Annotated in this window: 14 protein-coding genes, 1 tRNA gene and 2 pseudogenes; 6 read left to right on the top strand and 11 right to left on the bottom strand. The window is 39.7% G+C overall.

What is annotated here, in order from left to right:
• The first annotated feature begins 5 nt into the window (after positions 1 to 5).
• Both VB693_RS25320 and VB693_RS25325 read left to right on the top strand, forming a co-directional pair.
• On the top strand, positions 6 to 1,202 hold the full coding sequence (locus tag VB693_RS25320; RefSeq protein WP_323268663.1) for a GAF domain-containing protein: 1,197 nt from the start codon (positions 6 to 8) through the stop codon (positions 1,200 to 1,202).
• The gene (locus tag VB693_RS25325) at positions 1,202 to 1,651 is read left to right on the top strand and encodes a response regulator (protein WP_323268664.1); all 450 of its coding nucleotides are present in this window, start codon (positions 1,202 to 1,204) and stop codon (positions 1,649 to 1,651) included. Before VB693_RS25320 ends, VB693_RS25325 begins: the two co-directional genes overlap by 1 nt.
• Here the strand turns inward: VB693_RS25325 and VB693_RS29120 are convergent.
• The 6 genes and pseudogenes from VB693_RS29120 to VB693_RS25345 all read right to left on the bottom strand — a co-directional run bounded on the left by VB693_RS29120 (position 1,638) and on the right by VB693_RS25345 (position 6,145).
• Positions 1,638 to 2,162, bottom strand: coding sequence for a WD40 repeat domain-containing protein (locus VB693_RS29120; RefSeq protein ID WP_416233425.1), 525 nt, complete (start codon positions 2,160 to 2,162; stop codon positions 1,638 to 1,640). The genes VB693_RS25325 and VB693_RS29120 overlap by 14 nt on opposite strands.
• Positions 2,163 to 2,174: 12 nt before the next feature.
• Positions 2,175 to 2,270 (bottom strand): annotated as a pseudogene (locus VB693_RS29125) (hypothetical protein); the annotation flags it as partial.
• A gap of 30 nt (positions 2,271 to 2,300) precedes the next feature.
• Positions 2,301 to 3,437 (bottom strand): annotated as a pseudogene (locus VB693_RS29130) (WD40 repeat domain-containing protein); the annotation flags it as partial.
• A gap of 39 nt (positions 3,438 to 3,476) precedes the next feature.
• Positions 3,477 to 4,439, bottom strand: a complete 963-nt coding sequence (locus VB693_RS25335; protein ID WP_323268666.1) for a hypothetical protein — start codon at positions 4,437 to 4,439, stop codon at positions 3,477 to 3,479.
• A 555-nt stretch (positions 4,440 to 4,994) separates the two neighbouring features.
• The gene (locus VB693_RS25340; protein WP_190698645.1) at positions 4,995 to 5,945 is read right to left on the bottom strand and encodes an RpoD/SigA family RNA polymerase sigma factor; all 951 of its coding nucleotides are present in this window, start codon (positions 5,943 to 5,945) and stop codon (positions 4,995 to 4,997) included.
• Positions 5,946 to 6,073: 128 nt separating this feature from the next.
• A tRNA-Gly gene (locus VB693_RS25345) sits at positions 6,074 to 6,145 on the bottom strand.
• Positions 6,146 to 6,590: 445 nt separating this feature from the next.
• Here VB693_RS25345 and VB693_RS25350 point away from each other — a divergent pair.
• The gene (locus VB693_RS25350) at positions 6,591 to 7,466 is read left to right on the top strand and encodes an Npun_R2479 family HD domain-containing metalloprotein (protein ID WP_190698647.1); all 876 of its coding nucleotides are present in this window, start codon (positions 6,591 to 6,593) and stop codon (positions 7,464 to 7,466) included.
• Positions 7,467 to 7,611: 145 nt separating this feature from the next.
• Complete coding sequence (locus tag VB693_RS25355) at positions 7,612 to 8,730, top strand: ABC transporter permease (RefSeq protein ID WP_323268667.1); 1,119 nt, start codon at positions 7,612 to 7,614, stop codon at positions 8,728 to 8,730.
• Positions 8,731 to 8,830: 100 nt separating this feature from the next.
• On the opposite strand, the gene holB is transcribed toward VB693_RS25355, so the two are convergent.
• Positions 8,831 to 9,799 carry a DNA polymerase III subunit delta' gene (gene holB / locus VB693_RS25360; protein WP_323268668.1) on the bottom strand — a complete coding sequence of 323 codons (969 nt, stop codon included), beginning with the start codon at positions 9,797 to 9,799 and terminating at the stop codon, positions 8,831 to 8,833.
• A gap of 353 nt (positions 9,800 to 10,152) precedes the next feature.
• Between holB and VB693_RS25365 the strand changes: the two genes are divergently transcribed.
• The gene (locus VB693_RS25365) at positions 10,153 to 10,872 is read left to right on the top strand and encodes a choice-of-anchor W domain-containing protein (RefSeq protein WP_323268669.1); all 720 of its coding nucleotides are present in this window, start codon (positions 10,153 to 10,155) and stop codon (positions 10,870 to 10,872) included.
• A gap of 121 nt (positions 10,873 to 10,993) precedes the next feature.
• Here the strand turns inward: VB693_RS25365 and VB693_RS25370 are convergent, their stop codons facing one another.
• Positions 10,994 to 11,650, bottom strand: coding sequence for a SnoaL-like polyketide cyclase (locus tag VB693_RS25370; RefSeq protein WP_323268670.1), 657 nt, complete (start codon positions 11,648 to 11,650; stop codon positions 10,994 to 10,996).
• Positions 11,651 to 11,792: 142 nt separating this feature from the next.
• Positions 11,793 to 12,428, bottom strand: a complete 636-nt coding sequence (gene tmk / locus VB693_RS25375) for a dTMP kinase (RefSeq protein WP_323268671.1) — start codon at positions 12,426 to 12,428, stop codon at positions 11,793 to 11,795.
• Between the two features lie 107 nt (positions 12,429 to 12,535).
• On the opposite strand from tmk, the gene VB693_RS25380 reads away from it, so the two are divergent.
• The gene (locus VB693_RS25380) at positions 12,536 to 13,546 is read left to right on the top strand and encodes a M28 family peptidase (RefSeq protein ID WP_323268672.1); all 1,011 of its coding nucleotides are present in this window, start codon (positions 12,536 to 12,538) and stop codon (positions 13,544 to 13,546) included.
• On the opposite strand, the gene VB693_RS25385 is transcribed toward VB693_RS25380, so the two are convergent.
• Both VB693_RS25385 and VB693_RS25390 read right to left on the bottom strand, forming a co-directional pair.
• The gene (locus VB693_RS25385; protein WP_323268673.1) at positions 13,535 to 14,749 is read right to left on the bottom strand and encodes an FAD-dependent oxidoreductase; all 1,215 of its coding nucleotides are present in this window, start codon (positions 14,747 to 14,749) and stop codon (positions 13,535 to 13,537) included. The genes VB693_RS25380 and VB693_RS25385 overlap by 12 nt on opposite strands.
• Before the next feature lie 53 nt (positions 14,750 to 14,802).
• Positions 14,803 to 16,341, bottom strand: coding sequence for a phytoene desaturase family protein (locus VB693_RS25390; RefSeq protein WP_323268674.1), 1,539 nt, complete (start codon positions 16,339 to 16,341; stop codon positions 14,803 to 14,805).
• Positions 16,342 to 16,429 lie beyond the last annotated feature (88 nt).

Here is a 16,429-nt window from a genome sequence, read left to right on the forward strand (position 1 = left end):
AAGCCATGTCTTTTCCAGTAGCTGATGTATTAGAAGCAGGGCGTATATATAGAAGCATAGGCAAAATACCTATTGATTTGTTGCGCGTAGAGGTCTATCGTGCTTGGGAAAGATCACACCTTCAAGGAGCTAACCCTCACGCTTTACAAGCTGAAAAACTTTCTGTCTTGGATACGGAACGTTTAGTAGAGTCAAATACTTATTTAATTAATGCGGCGCGTCCTTATTTCCGCATATTATCACAAGCAGTTGGCAGAGAACGTCATGCGGTCATGTTAAGCAATCATCATGCCATCTTATTAGATGTATTTAGCGATGAGCAAACAATAAATGAGACAGAGGGATTTCCTCCACCTGGAACTCTTATGTCAGAAGCAGTAGCTGGTGCTAATGGTATTGGTACACCACTAGCTGAAGAAAATTATACAGAAATTGTGGCCGCAGAGCATTTTATTGAGGGGTTTCATCCTTTTAGTTGTCAGGGAACACCTCTGCGTAATGATCAAGGGGAAATCGTCGGAGTCTTGAGTATTTCTGCACGTAGTCCAGATGTCAGACAACGCCTGAAAGAAATACTAATTTGTGCTTCCCACGGTATTGAAGCAGAATTTTTGGTAGCCAATCTCGAAAAAGATGTTCGCCATGTACTAGAATCTCATGACGATGACTATCAACCATTAGAAAATCTCCGTCAGGACATTATCCAAGCTCATCAAGCAAGTCGCTTACAACTGGAAATTGTATCTCGAATGGTAGTCGTTAATCGGATTGATTATGCCATGCAATTACTTCAGCAGGCTGAAAAATCAATCCAATTATTTCGCCGCCGGGCTACATTTTGGCGCAAATTAGCTTCTTTTCAAAGAGATGTACCTCAACCTTTGTTACTCACCGATGCCATTTGCAGTTTAGTTGATCTGCTATCGACTGAGGCAGCTATTCGTAAGGTTGAAGTTGTTTTGTACTTGACAGAGCCAATTATAGTAGTGGCTGATTTAAACAGTCTTTTACGCAAACTGCTGCGTTATTTCTTGCAAGCTTTCGAGATTGCAAATCAAGGGGGGACAGTAGCAGTAGCAGTGAATCAGATACCGAATTCTGAATTGGTAGAAGTCAGTTTTAAACCAACTCCAGTCTTCAATATTGCTCAATTAGATATTGCTCCTGCCACTTTTACTATACCAAGAGGGGAAAAAATGTGATGAAATCGGAGAATTTAACCAGGCGCAAAGTGCTGATTGCAGATGACGACGATGATAGCCGCACTCTGCTAGCTTTTTTACTTGAGCAAGAGAACTGGGAAGTTATAGAAGCACGCGATGGCAAAGAAGCCGTAGAAAAAGTGCTGCAAGAGAAACCAGATTTACTAATTTTAGATTACAGAATGCCTGAGTTAACAGGAACTGAAGTATGTCAACATCTCCTGTTAACAGGAATTAATTTAGTAACTGTGTTAGTTACAGCCCATAGGCATATCGACGAATTAACCTCATTAATGGGTACTTCTTATTTTGTCAGTAAACCGTATGATATTGTAGAATTACTTAACACAATTGAGTCTGCATACGAACAATCTCTAGCTCAAAATCATCATGAACTTTGTTCTAGGGAAGCCTTTAGTCTGGGGAGTGTCAAATCTACTGAGTATTGATTGACGGCTGCCAAATTCGGATTGTTTTGTCTTTACTGCTACTGACTAGGATTTGCTTTGCCGGGCTGGTGGCGATCGCTAAAATCCAGTCAGAATGTCCAGAAAGGGTACGGAGCAATTCCCCGGTTTGCCAATTCCAAATTTTGATACTATTGTCAATACTTCCACTAACTAGAGTTTTTTGATCACTGCCTAAACTCAGTGTTACCACCCGTGAAGTATGGCCAACTAGTGTATGCAGAAGTTCGCTAGTTTGCCAATTCCAGATTTTAATCGTTTTATCCCAACTGGCACTGGCAAGTGTTTTACCGTCGCTGCTAAAGATTACCGATCGCACTGCGTCATCATGTTTTGCGATCGCACAAATGAGTTTCCCTGTACGCAATTCCCAAACCTTGATCGTTTTGTCAAGTCCTCCAGTCGCAAAGGTCTTTCCATCAGGACTGATAGCTACAGAGAAAACCCGACCCTCATGTCCGTTCATTGTGTGTAGGAGCTTGTCTGTGTACAAGTTCCAAATTTTGATGCTACCATCTTCATTGCCACTGACGAGGATCTGTCCATCATCGCTGATAGCAACTGACCAAACAGGGCCGGAATTGGCATTTATTGTCCTCATCAGTTCAAAGGTCTGAAAATTCCAAACCTTAATCGTCTGATCTCCACTCCCACTAGCAAGAGTTTGCCCATCTGCGCTCAGAGCGATCGCCCTCACAGTATCAGTATGTCCTGTAAGTGTGGATATAATCTCTTTAGTATCTAAATTCCAAACCTTAATCGTTTGATCTGCACTAGCACTAACCAAAGTCCGCCCACTGTCGGTTATTACTACAGACCAAACAGAATCTGAATGACCAGTTAAAGTTTTGGTGAGAGTAATCTTTTTGGGAGCAAAAATAGGATTTCGGGTAGGGATAACATCGGGAACTTTTGGGACACTACCAGTAAACGGTGCGACTTTGAGAAAGTAGTAACCAATAAGTATCAACGTCAGCAGCAAAACATTGCTGGCTATAATTCCCAGTATCAAAGTCGATTTCCCTGGGAAGGTAGCAGCAGCTTTATGACTATCTTTTAAGTTAGCTCTAGCAAGGAGTATCTGTTGATAATCTTCTGCTGAGGGCATTGTCAGCAAAAAGTCATCCTGAATGATTGTTTTATGGGAAGTCTGATGAGGATAGACAACATCCTGTATTACTGAAGATGGTTTTTTGTATATGGTGGTGTAACATAAATTCCGATCAGAAATGGAACTATCTTGTATTTTCTCCTCAACAGCAAAAACAAACAAATTGAGCAATTCTCCCTGTTGAAGAGCAATCTGGCTTTGCTGCATCATGTCTTGAGGAATCTTCACCCCAGTACGGATAGGTTGGTAACTCCACAAGTCGGGGATGATCAAACTGTCTAGAGAAACGGGGAGATTTTGCCTATCTATCAGCCTGACTGGCCCGGTGCATAAGCAAATAAAAATATTTTCGAGTTGGGACAGCTGTAGTTGACCTGCTAAATAATAACAAACGAAGTAGGGAACATCACTGCGACCAAAATCATCGAGTCCATCGTTGTATAACCAACCAAACAAGCTATGCTCTGAGGTGAGCTGATATAGATAAGCCGCTCGATATCCAGCACTAGGAGGATTATAGGAATCCCAATACTGATAAACTACCTGTTCGATGAAGACTTGCTTAATTTCCGTGGGAATTTCTCTACTCACCACAGTTTTAAATCCCACGACAGGAAAGCTGGTATGTACAAGTTGACCTAGGAGCAAAGAGTCCATACTAATCTAGGAAACCCTATTGGGTATGAGTTGGCGACTTCAATTTTGTGGAGTAGAGTTTGGTGATGGTTCTGTTGTAGGGATTTGTTGGGGAACAGGCGTAAATGGATTGAAAGCCAAGAAAAGTGCCGCGATCGCCCCAAGTAAAGTCACACCGACCAAAGACATGATGAAAATAGACCTGCGGTTTGTGTCTGGTAATATCTGACTAATAGATAAGCTTTGGGTTGATTCACTCGCCACATTTGGTTGTGATGAAACATTGTGAGAATGATTGAGATGTGATAAAAGCCAGAGGAGTGGACTCGCCGCACCTTTAGCCATGAGACTTGAAACACCTTCTACAGAAACAATAGGTATAGCTGAATAGAATATTTGATGAGTGGCTTTCACAGTATCAAGGTAGGTAATCAGTGGTTGCAAGTTCTGCTCAATTTTTAGCTGGGTGGCTGGATTAAGTTCAATTAAGTCGCACTTGGTCAAAATTAGTGCAAAGGCATATTTTATATTATACTTGTAGACCACAGAGGCGATCGCCGCTACTTGATTGTAAATGTCCTCAATTGACCGTAGATAATCTTGATCCTGTAACAGAGAATTGGCATTAATAAATACACAGCAGCCATTGGAAGTCAGGATCATTTCTTGAAACTCAGGATTATTAATATTACAGGACTCCCCAGGAACGTCCCACCAGCGAAAATGACACACTGTTTTCACACCCTCTGGACTTTGAGTTTTCAAACTAAAGTTAAAGTTAGTGATTTTAATTGTGGCGGGTGGATATAGATTGGTGCGAGCAACATGGTTTTTAATCTTTTCCAGGTTTGCTTGTACATCGTTATCTTGGCAATCGAACCACAACTGCTGAGGATTTTCTGGATGGTTATCAGGATGTAATTCTGCGTAACTACCAGCTAGAAAAACTGTTTTGCCTACTCCTCGTTGACCAATACTTAACAGGCTAAATGTTTCTGGGGTAGTTGCAGGTAATACGTTCATATCATCACCGATTCTGTAACAGGTCTAATTTTTTGTGATGTGGCAATCTTTGCGGTAGCAACATAGGAGTATAGGCAGTAACTATCGGTGGTTTAGCCCCATAGTCACTACCAAAAGGCTAGATAAAGATAGGATTGCTATAGTTGATCCTAAACCATTTGTGGCCAATAAAAAGGCTGAAAATCTTATTAATACGTACTTTTAATGTGGTTTTGCAGGGTCTATATTCCTAGCTCACCTGAGTCGTGAGGGAGTGTGGAAGTTGTTGATTAACCCCGTGCTTCCGCCCGACGGTTTATACACAAGTCTGATAACCTTATGCGGTATCGTTCTGATCTCCCCTAACCCCCCTTAAAAAAGCTACGGTGTACACACAAGTCTGATAACCTAGCCCTACAACGTTTTGATCCCCCTAAATCCCCCTTAAAAAGGGGGACTTTGAATCTATTCCCCCCTTTTTTAAGGGGGGTTAGGGGGGATCAAACCACATTTTGCACTCAGCATAGAGATGTGTATACATGGTAGGTGCTTCAGCCGGGGGTAAGCTTATATCTCTCAAGAAAAAAGATACTGCTCAATAGATGGTTGTTGACGACGCAGAGCAGTCATTGCTTGTTGCTGAATTTGACGAACTCGCTCTCGACTGACATTGAGCTTCTCACCAATCTGGGCTAAACTTCGTTCTTGATTATCCAACAGTCCAAAGCGTAAGATTAATACTTCGCGCTGTACGGGTTTGAGTGATGCTAACAAATCACTTAAGTCCTGGCGCAACATTTCTTGGGTGATATGTTCATTCGGCGATATACCTTCATCTGCTAGAAGTTCACTCAGTTCAGTATCTTGGTTATCTCCCACTTTTAAATCTAGAGAAATTGTCCCACTCGCAGCACGCAGATATTCTCGAATTTGGCTGGGTTCTAAGTCCAATTTCTGAGCAATTTCTGCCACGGTAGCACGGCGACCCAATGTTTGAAACAATTCTCGTTGTACTTTTTTAATTTGATTCAGTTTCTCATTGACATGAATAGGTAGCCTCACTGTGCGTGATTTCTCAGCGATCGCCCTGGTGATAGCCTGACTAATCCACCAGTATGCGTATGTTGATAACTTATAGCCTCGGTTGGGATCAAACTTTTCTATCCCTCTTTGTAAACCTATAGCTCCTTCTTGAACTAAATCTAGGAACTCCAAATTGCGACGCTGGTATTTTTTAGCAACCGAAACTACTAGCCGTAGATTTGCTGTGATCATCTTTTGCTTGGCTCGTTGACCAAGCTGAAGTATTTGATTTACTTCAGTTTCGCTTTTGTTTACAAAATCCGCTAATTCTGCTAGCGTTGGTTCTCGATCCAATTCTTGACTAAGCTGCTGTTTGAGCTGCTCAATGGCAATCATTTGTTGTACTTGCCTGCCATAAGTTATTTCTTGGTCTGATGTTAATAATGGAAACTGACCAATTTCTTGCAAATAAACGCGAACCATGTCAGAACTCAGGCTAGACATACAACTTTAATACTTCTTCATAATTAGACGAACTTAAAAGTATAAATCAAATAACCCCATATATTTTCCAAAAACTGGTAATCCAGGTTTAGCAATATACTGGGGAAAATTATTTCAGGCAACCAACAAGCGGGCGATGGGACTCGAACCCACGACGTTCACCATGGGAAGGTGACATTCTACCACTGAATTACACCCGCGAATAACATTGAATTTATCTGAATGATCATATCATAATCTACTGAATTAATAACTTAAAACTTGTTTGATCTTGAGTTGAAAACCTAAAATCATACAAAATATTAAGTTTGGTCACAATATATTAAGCATAGCCCAATTCTTGATCAGCCAACTGTAATAATTGCCGCTATAGTAAACACAAGTAAGTATTATTGTTTATTCATTAAATAACTAAGTTACGTATTTATACTGAAACACTCAATGATTGCACACTTTATATTTTTGTCAATCAATCATACTTATTTGAATCACACAAGCTGAGTCATTAGATCACAGACACCTAGTACATAGGAGTGGAACATGGATAATCACGAGAAATCTGCATTTTCAAAATGCCATTTAGGGAAACCCTGAAGGTGTTGTTTGTAAAAAAATTTTAAATAATTTCCCAACTAAGTAAATTATATGTTCAACGCCACTGAGATTTTAATTGATGCTTTTGTCAAACAAATTAGAGAAGGATACAGCCGTACATATGGCTGTTTCAAAAATGATTATCAAGACATCATTGCTTGGGCTGGTAATATGGCGTTGGAAAACATAGCCAACAGTGATGCCCTATATCACAATGTTGAACATTCTATCTTAGTTACCCTAGTAGGACAGGAAATTCTGCGCGGTAAACATATCCGTGAAGGTGGTGTTTCTAGTGAAGACTGGTTGCATTTTATTATTTCCTTGCTATGTCATGATATTGGCTATGTCAAAGGAGTTTGCCGACAAGACCAAGAAAATAAAGGCTTATACTCCACCGGCAAAAATGGCAGAATGATTTCTCTTGCTCCAGGGGCTTCTGATGCTAGTCTGACACCGTATCATGTAGATAGAGCTAAACTTTTTATTGATGAACGTTTTGGCGGACATAAGCTTATAGATGCTGATGTAATTAAAAGTAATATTGAATTAACTAGATTTCCTGTACCGACAGCAGAAGATCATCAAGAGACAACTAGTTTTGCAGGATTGGTGCGTGCGGCTGATTTGATTGGGCAATTAAGCGACCCACGTTACTTAAAGAAAATCACCTCTTTATTTTACGAGTTTGAAGAAACTGGAGTCACCAAAGTTTTAGGGTACGAAAACCCTGCTGACTTACGCAAAAATTACGCCAAGTTCTATTGGAATGGCGTTCATCCCTACATCACCGACGGGCTACGATATTTATCTTTGACGCAGCAAGGAAAGCAAATTCTGGCTAATCTCTACTCAAATGTATTTGTTGTAGAGCATGAAAAAAACCAAGAAGAACAAAAATACTTGGTTGAGCAATTACAAGGTTAGTTATTGGGGATTGGGGATTGTGTTTTTCTCCCCCTGCTTCCCTGTCACCTGTTCTCTACCCAAAAATTTACCTACATACCCTTGACTATATTGACCATTCACCCTTAACTAATGACTAATAACTAATGACTAATAATTAAAAACTATGAATTGGTGGCAAAGACTTCAGAAAAATCCTTTGGCACGATTTGGGGCAATCTTGTTGTTGGTTTTCTATATAGCGGTAATTGCTGCTGATTTCATTGCCCCATATAATCCTTACGTGTCACAAGCTAATGGTTCACTATTACCACCTACTCGGATTTATTGGGTTGCCAAAACATCGGGTAAGTTTATTGGCCCCCACATTTATCCGACAACTCAGGGGGATACGGACTTAGAAACAGGCGATCGCCAATTGATTGTAGACTATACAAAGCCTTCGCCTGTAAGATTATTTGTCGCTGGGCCAGAATACCGACTGTTTCAGTTGAGCTTACCAATACCCGGCAAATCAGAAGAAGTAACTATCATCCCTGGTATACCTTTAAATTGGCATTTATTTGGGGCAGATGGGAATGCAAAATTAAATCTTCTAGGGACTGACGAACAAGGACGCGACCAACTTAGCCGCCTTTTGTATGGTGGGCGGATTAGTCTATTTATTGGGATTATTGGGGTACTTTTCACCTTTCCCCTAGGTTTGTTGATAGGTGGGATTTCTGGCTATTTTGGTGGTTGGACTGATAGTGTCATTATGCGGATAGCAGAAGTGTTGATGACTTTCCCTAGTATCTATCTGTTGGTTACCTTGGGTGCAGTCTTACCGGCTGGTTTAAGCAGCAGTCAGCGATTTTTATTGATTGTGTTGATTACTTCTGTGATTAGCTGGGCTGGTTTAGCTAGGGTTATTCGTGGACAAGTCCTATCAATTAAAGAGCGAGAATTTGTCCAAGCAGCGAGAGCAATGGGTGGAAAGCCAATATATATTATTATCCGCCACGTTTTACCGCAAACTGCTACCTATGTAGTTATCTCCGCTACCCTCGCAGTTCCCAGTTTTATTGGCTCAGAAGCAATACTGAGTCTGATTGGTTTGGGTATTCAACAACCCGACCCTTCTTGGGGAAATATGCTGTCTTTAGCCAGTAATGCGTCTATTTTGGTACTGCAACCCTGGTTAATTTGGCCTCCGGCTTTGTTAATTATCCTGACAGTCTTGGCTTTCAATTTACTAGGAGATGGGTTGAGAGATGCGCTTGACCCACGGAGTTTGCGTAGGTAGGTGACAGGTGACAGGTGACAGGTGACAGGTGAATTTTAGATTTTGGATTTAAACCCAATCCAAAATCTAAAATCTAAAATCCACTCATTGAATTCCCCATTTAATTTTGCCAATTTAACGTTTGACAGAGGAACAATAACATACATTCCCAAACTAGACGGGGTTGGGCGTAAGCTAGTAGATATTTGCGGGTTTGTTCTAATTGGTTAATGATGGGTGGTTGATGCCACTGTTGCCAGTAAGACTGTTGCAGATAATCGACTAACCATAGTTGGGTTTCTGTATCTAATTCTTTGTCAATTTGTTTGGCTAGTTCTAAAGCTTTGCGTTGGGATGTCGGTGCTTTCATCAAATCTTGAAGTAGCTGGGGGGGAATTGCTTGTAATTGTTCGTAAGAGGCGATCGCATTTCCCGGACTACCAGCTGCTATGCTCAAGATTGCTGGATGCTGTAAAATTTCCTGATTACCTGTTTGCGTCAGAATTTGAGTTAAGGACGCTGTATCTAACCGAGAAAAAGCAATACGTTGACAGCGTGAAACCAAAGTGGGTAAAACCGACTCAGGGGAAGGAGTGATTAAAATAATTGTCGCTTTTCCTGGTTCTTCTAAAGTCTTGAGTAGCGCATTAGCTGCTGGTTCTGCCATTGTTTGGGCTTCTTCCAACACTACTATATTCCTCGGTGCTTCCAAGGGGGGACGGCTGAGAAATTCGGTAATTTCTCGAATTTGTTCTAGGCGAATTAAAGGCGGTGCTTTGCGCTTGAGTTTCTTTTCGGCGGCTTCTGCGGCTGTGAAACGTTGTCCTTGATATTGGTACGTTGGCTGTACCCATAAGACATCAGGATGATTACCTTGACGCAACCTTTGTTGTAAAGATGGCAGAGATTGCTCTTTTACGGTACTAGCAAATAACAACTCAATAAAGCACCGCGCCGCTAAACTCCGTCCTACTCCATCTGCACCGACAAACATATAGGCTGGTGCTACGCGGTTTTGCGTGACAGCCTGAGTTAGTAATTCGATGGCTTGTTGTTGTCCTAACAGTGGTGCAAACGATTCTCTAATCATTTAGATCAAGCTTTGCTTTCTTGCCTCATTTAATTCACATATTTATTAATAACTTAATGCAGCGAAATATTATTTTGTCTATCACAAGTAAAGATACTCAGCATTGGTAATTTATAATGTTTTACCTAAGTATCATTACTTTCAGAAACATTAACTATGACTTACGTATTTTACACACATCATTGATGACTTTACATCAAAAATCAAAAGTTTCATAAAGAGGCACAATTTCCCTGGACAAATGAAAATTCAAGCATTAACGTAATAAGCACATAGTGAAATAAATTCTGCTAAATCAATCACAGAATTTTTCTTTTTTAAAGAACCTACTAACCATCAAAAATCCAGAAACAATGTTCTACAAAAGCAAGTTCCTTACGGCTTTAGGATTAACCACCATCAGTTTATTTCTAGCAGCCAACCCAGCCCAGGCTTTCACTCTCGTTGATAGATCAGGTTTTACTGATGGAGATTTTAATAATCTATTGAGTAACGGCGAATTTACAGAATTATTTGTTGCTGAGGGTCGAATTGGTAACAACAGCTTAAACGGTGATCGAGAATTAGGTATTAACACATCTACTGGTCTACCTGTTGCATCAGGTCAGCGTGTATGGGGAAATGGTACACCAGTAAATTTCACCTTGGAATACACTGGCACTCAAGTGAATTATACCGTTAATGGAGAACTACTTAGTAGTAATGCTTTTACTAGTGTCGTTGATAATATCTTTCTCCGTACCCGTGCTGCTGACGATAGTTCCGTAACACTGAGTAATTTAGTGTTCAATAGCACGGCAATTGGTCAAAATTTGTTATCTTCAGTCTCAGGAGCAGGAAGTGATATAGACTATTTACAAATTAGTGATATATCTTCGCCCTTTACTCTCACAGGTGAAATATTAATGACTTGGACTGGTACAATTCCCAGGAATTCAAGACTAGCTTATCAAATTAAAGTTGGTTCTACAAAGTCTATACCTGAACCTGGTGCTGTTGGTGCTATGTTTTTAGTTGGCGTTGCTGCTGTTGGTTATAGTAAAAGAAAACCATTAGTTAAAGCATCAGTTTAATAGACCAGCGAATTTAATTATAGGTTGCTGAAATCCTTGGTAGGCACAATTTCTGTAGCCGAAGGCTTCCCGCAGGATATTGTGCCTATGTTATTTTTGGAAATGTCTATTAAATTGTAGATTAAGTGTGGAAAGGACAGCCCGTTGTTAATTTGTTCAAAAACGAACTGTTATCAAAAAAGTGTTCTAGGGTCTCAATTTTTAAATCGTCGTTAACGCGAGCAATACTAACGCCTACTACTTCTACAGTGTCTCCTGTAGGCGCGTGTTCTTTGTATGGCCCGCTAAATTCTCCCCAATGTCGCCACTTGAATGTTACGGTTGGCGGGCCTGATAAAACTTCGATAAGTTCCCATAAGAAGCCGTTAGGAAATGTCTGATGAAAGATATGTGCTGACGATTCAAAGTCTTCTTCGGAGGATTTGTATTTGTCTGAATCTCCGAGAAATAAATTGTATGTTCCTGCATCGGCTACATCGTCAGCAGTATAGGCTGTCCCACCATTGGTCATCATGCGGAACTTATCTGTAACAATTGATATCCACTGCTGGGGATTGCTCTTATATGATGCTTCCATCTCGAAAGTCCGCACTAAATTTTGGACTATGGCTTCTAGAGAACCTTGTAGATGATTGTGTTGACTTTCGCGCTGGAGATTTTGATTTGTGCGGGAATAGTCAGGTGGTGTTTGATATCGCCACTCCACATTACTGCCATTAGCAATAACAGTATCTCTGTCTTGTATCCAAAGTGGTAGATTGGTAGATGTTTCACTCATAAAATGCAGCAAAAAGCCAGTTATTTGCTTGAAACTTAGATCAACATACCATGTAATTAGCCAGCTTTAATTGTTGAAATATTTTCCATCATTGCAATTGCGATTACCCACTCCCAAGTGAGAGGCGATGGCGTTCCTCCCCCTACTTTAACTCCTTCAAATGTAAGTGTAAAATTTCTTGTATTGTTTTGTGTACAATTTCTTTACTCAAACTACCATCAACTCGGAAAATGTGTGCGGGTGAGGACGCGGCTAAATCTGCATAACCTTGCTGTACACGACGATGAAAAGCAATGGTTTCTTGTTCGATGCGGTCTAATCCTAGCGCATCCCCACGCTTACGGGCAAGTCCTATCTCCACATCTACATCTAGCCAGATAGTCAAGTCGCTCTTTAAACCACCAGTAGCAATCTGATTTAGCTGGTGAATTAAATTCATATCCAAACCACGACCATAACCTTGGTAGGCAATGGTAGAGTCAATATAGCGATCGCACAAAATATATTTCCCGTTTGCTAAATTGGGTTGTAACTCTTGAGCAACGTGTTGAGCGCGATCGGCAGCATACAATAATAATTCTGTCACCTCAGCCACAGGCTGATCATCTTTCTTTTCTAGCAACAAACGCCGCAGATGCACACCCAACTCCGTTCCTCCTGGTTCACGGGTGATAATTACAGAAATCCCCAAACTTTCTAACCACTCTGCACAAAGCTGCATTTGGCTAGTTTTGCCGCAACCTTCTACCCCTTCAAATACAATTAATCTGCCACCCATGCTGTTTTCAGTTACCAGTTATCAGTTACACGTTACCAGTTATTTTCACCGTCCTGTACTAGTTGTTGTGTGCGCTAACCTAGTTTGAAAGACAAGAATCAATTCTGATGAAAAAAAGGATTTGGCTCGCTCTGTTGGTACTGGTAGCAATTGTGATTGTGGGTGGTAGGGGGAGTACATTTTTTCAACAACGTTCCTCTGTAGAAATTGTTGAGACTACGCCACTAATTACACCTCAACCACAGCCAGAGTCTCAGGAAATTAACAACGCCCCGCAAGTATCTGCTGATAAATTATTAGCTCATATTCAAAAGCTAAATTTTCAACGCCATACACCAAAAGAGCGATCGCTTACTCGTACTTATATCATCAATGAACTACAGAAGTTAGGCTGGAAACCGAAATTAGAAAAGTTTTCTGGTGGTGTAAATGTCTTTGCTGAACGCCCAGGAACTGACACCAAAACCGGAGCAATTTTAGTTGCAGCGCATTATGATACGGTTGCGGAGTCTCCTGGATCTGATGATAATGCTAGCGGTGTAGCGGTATTACTGGAATTAGCCAGAGTTTTTCACTCACTACCCACACCCCGGAATTTGCAGTTAGCATTTTTTGACCTAGAGGAAGCCGGACTACTTGGGAGTAAAGCGTTTGTGACTCAAGAAAAACGCTTGCAAAACCTCCAGGGTGTGATTGTTATGGATATGGTGGGTTATGCTTGCTATACCAGTGGATGTCAGCAATATCCGACGGGTTTACCTGTGACTCCACCCAGCGATAAAGGTGATTTTTTAGTAGCCATAGGTGACACGGAACATTTACCATTATTGAAAGCTTTTGACAACTCCGATAGCACGAATTTACCAGATATTCTCAAGCTACCAATTCCCCTAAAAGGTTTGCTCACACCAGATACTCTGCGTAGTGATCACGCACCATTTTGGTATCAAGGAATAGGTGCAGTGTTAGTTACAGATACTGCTAATCTCCGTACACCCCACTACCATCAACCAAGTGATACACCTGAAAATATCGAGCGATCGTTTTTTATCGGCTCTGCACAGATTGTAGTTAATGCCACTAATAATTTGTTAGATATGGAGGAGTCAACCAATTAATTCAGCAACCCTGATTGCAGAAGTGATTGCTCCTTCATGCAATCCATCTCCAAGGTAAGCTCCTACATGGTAAGTATTGTTATCACCATTGCTGCTGATAACTTCATTCCTATACATGAAAGATTCGACAGTATATAGAGGCGTGTGATGTTCTTGAATGTGAAGGATTTTGTCTTCAGCAATCACATCATCCAAGTTAAAAGCCAGACTGTATTGAAGAGACGATGATACTCCACAAAGCCGATTTAGATAGGCGTTATATCCCCATCCGTTATTTGTGTGGAAGAAATCAAATTCTGAAGATTGCTTAATACCCTGTTTTTTATACAGGGAAATATCTGTATGTATCACAGTTTTGGCTTGGTTTTTTTTCCATCTAGAAAATCGTTTAATTTCTTGATCAGTGGGTGTGGATAGTAACTTTATTACTTGATCAGGTGGTGTTGCAAAAATCACTTTATCGAACAGATATTTTACACCATTAGACAGTAAAATTGTAACGGAGTCAGGTTGTCTGAAAATCTCTGCAACCTCTACGTTAAGAAAAATTTCACCCTGAAATCGTTCTAGAATTTTTTCAATATAAGAATAAACTCCTCCTTTAATCCTTACCCAATTAACAAATATATAATCTCTGAGGATAGGAATGCTTATCTCTGCTGGAAAGTTATCGATTAGCTCAAATGCCATTGAATAGCTATACATCGTTAATAATTTTAACCAGTCATTACGAATACACTGGCTTTTTAAGAATTGAGACATGGGCTGATTATATAATTGCTGTATTTGAGTGAAATATGTTTTTAATAAGAGTCCAACAGAACTTGCATAGAGAGTATTAAGTTTCAGATATTCAATAAAACGTCGAATACCTGTAAAATTGTGTTGAATTGACACCGATGAAAGAACATGATTCCCATCTGGCAAGAATAATGCTGAACCAATATTGACAGGTTCTAGTTCTACTGCTAACTCTTGCATTAATTTGAGAAAATTATGAAACTTAAGTGGAAATTCAAGGACACCACTTTCTAAAATTTGTTTACAGTCAGATTGATTAGGTTTAACATTTTTATTTAATGTGCGAATATGTCCACCTAAAATATTTTGTTTTTCAAAAATCGTGACGTGATGCCCATTTTTATCAAGCAGATATGCCGTTACCATACCGCTTGCTCCGCCCCCAATAATTGCAATTTTCATGTTTCACTACCAAACTAATGGGATGCTTTTAAAAATAAAGTTTTATAGAGATTTTATGCCTTTGATAAAATTACATCTCCCGATAATTTTTGATAGAGGATTGCTCCAGTCCAAAATGTAGGTGCAAAGCCTGGGTATCCAGATGAAGCATTACAAAAATAAAAGTTTTTTAAAGATGTCTCGTAATTTAATCTACTAATACCCATATTTTGAGGTGTCAGATTAGAACCGTAAGAATTGCCTTTAGGACACCAACAAAATCGCTCATTAGTTGTAGGACTACCAGTTATTGTAAAAACAAGATATTTTCTGAAATCAGGAATATAGGTTTTCTCTACTACATCTAGAATTGAATTTAAAATCTCTGCTTTTTTTTGTCTGTAAGCTTTTTTATTAGTTTGTTGTAAGTTTTGAAAATAATCATAATTAGCGACTGTCAAAAATTCGATAATTTGGCATCCTTCGGGACAATCGCGATGATGATTCGTCATTAAAGTAGGTGTAGTAATGGCAAAACTGGGGTTAGAAAAGTCATGCCTGTCATACATTTGATAGAATGCTTCATTTAAATCCCGATGACCAGTATGGAATGTATTCCATTTTCCAAACCCGTAATCGCGCAGATCAATATCTTTGACGACACAGTAGGCCATATAATTGGAAGGAGAATATTCATACTTTAGCTTCTTCAGTATCTTGCTTGAGAAGTTTTCTATTCCTATCATCTGTGCTGCTTTTTGAGGGTCTATATTGCAGATGATATTTTCGCCAGTAAATTCATAGTTTTGATGATTGGTTCTATTAGTTGCTTTAACTCCAGTGATAGTTTTATTAGTGACTATAAAATCAGTGACTTCTAAATTAAGGTGAACTTCTCCGTCATTCTCTTCAATCACTTTGACTAAAGAATTAATTACATATTCAAAATGCTGTGTAGGATAAAAAGCACCTTTTTGATAGCTAGTAAATAAAATTACCCAGGCATAAAAAGAGAGTTGATCAGGAGGTAGCAAAAAGTCCGGCCATTGCAATGCTAAAAGTGTTTGTGCTTCTTGAGGTAATTTGAATTTATTGAAAACATCCTGAAGCGTACTATTCAAATACATTACGGCAGATGATACTTCAGCTAGATATTTGAATAATTCACTAGGAATTATTGGTGGGGATAATATCTTTAATCCCTGACTAATCTTGTTAACTTCGAGGATAAATTTACGAATCTGCGGGGAATTTTGGGGAAAAAGATGAGATAACCGCCTGATTAATTCCTGAGATTCTGAAGGAATATTCAGTGAGTAGCTAGGCATTCTCATGTGATCAAAACCATCAGGCTCATATCGCTCGAATGTTACTTGTTTATCTATTTCTAATTTCTTGAGAACTCGATTTACAGTCTGTCCTTCACCGCAGTCCCAAACGTAATGCAGTTGAGCATTAAATTTGTATTTTTTTGCCATTGTAAACGTATGACCAAAACCTCCTGGATGCTCATGGGCTTCTAATATCTGCACTTTTTTACCAGATTTTGCCATCAAAGACCCAAAAACCAGTGCTGACAACCCACTACCTACAATCAGGTAATTTGTTTTCATCGTTTCTGCAATTAATCAGTATGTAAGTTAAATGTGCATTAGCTGAATATGGTTTTCATGAATCCTGAGAAGGATTTCATTCAGGACT

The organism is Anabaena sp. UHCC 0399 (assembly GCF_034931465.1).
Classification (GTDB): domain Bacteria; phylum Cyanobacteriota; class Cyanobacteriia; order Cyanobacteriales; family Nostocaceae; genus Trichormus; species Trichormus minutissimus.

Bases quoted from the DNA above. Each gene is read 5' to 3' on its own strand.
- VB693_RS25320 (WP_323268663.1), top strand. From the start codon at position 6: ATGTCTTTTCCAGTAGCTGATGTATTAGAAGCAGGGCGTATATATAGA.
- VB693_RS25325 (WP_323268664.1), top strand. From the start codon at position 1,202: ATGAAATCGGAGAATTTAACCAGGCGCAAAGTGCTGATTGCAGATGAC.
- VB693_RS25335 (WP_323268666.1), bottom strand. From the start codon at position 4,439: ATGAACGTATTACCTGCAACTACCCCAGAAACATTTAGCCTGTTAAGT.
- VB693_RS25340 (WP_190698645.1), bottom strand. From the start codon at position 5,945: ATGTCTAGCCTGAGTTCTGACATGGTTCGCGTTTATTTGCAAGAAATT.
- VB693_RS25350 (WP_190698647.1), top strand. From the start codon at position 6,591: ATGTTCAACGCCACTGAGATTTTAATTGATGCTTTTGTCAAACAAATT.
- VB693_RS25355 (WP_323268667.1), top strand. From the start codon at position 7,612: ATGAATTGGTGGCAAAGACTTCAGAAAAATCCTTTGGCACGATTTGGG.
- holB (WP_323268668.1), bottom strand. From the start codon at position 9,799: ATGATTAGAGAATCGTTTGCACCACTGTTAGGACAACAACAAGCCATC.
- VB693_RS25365 (WP_323268669.1), top strand. From the start codon at position 10,153: ATGTTCTACAAAAGCAAGTTCCTTACGGCTTTAGGATTAACCACCATC.
- VB693_RS25370 (WP_323268670.1), bottom strand. From the start codon at position 11,650: ATGAGTGAAACATCTACCAATCTACCACTTTGGATACAAGACAGAGAT.
- tmk (WP_323268671.1), bottom strand. From the start codon at position 12,428: ATGGGTGGCAGATTAATTGTATTTGAAGGGGTAGAAGGTTGCGGCAAA.
- VB693_RS25380 (WP_323268672.1), top strand. From the start codon at position 12,536: ATGAAAAAAAGGATTTGGCTCGCTCTGTTGGTACTGGTAGCAATTGTG.
- VB693_RS25385 (WP_323268673.1), bottom strand. From the start codon at position 14,749: ATGAAAATTGCAATTATTGGGGGCGGAGCAAGCGGTATGGTAACGGCA.
- VB693_RS25390 (WP_323268674.1), bottom strand. From the start codon at position 16,341: ATGAAAACAAATTACCTGATTGTAGGTAGTGGGTTGTCAGCACTGGTT.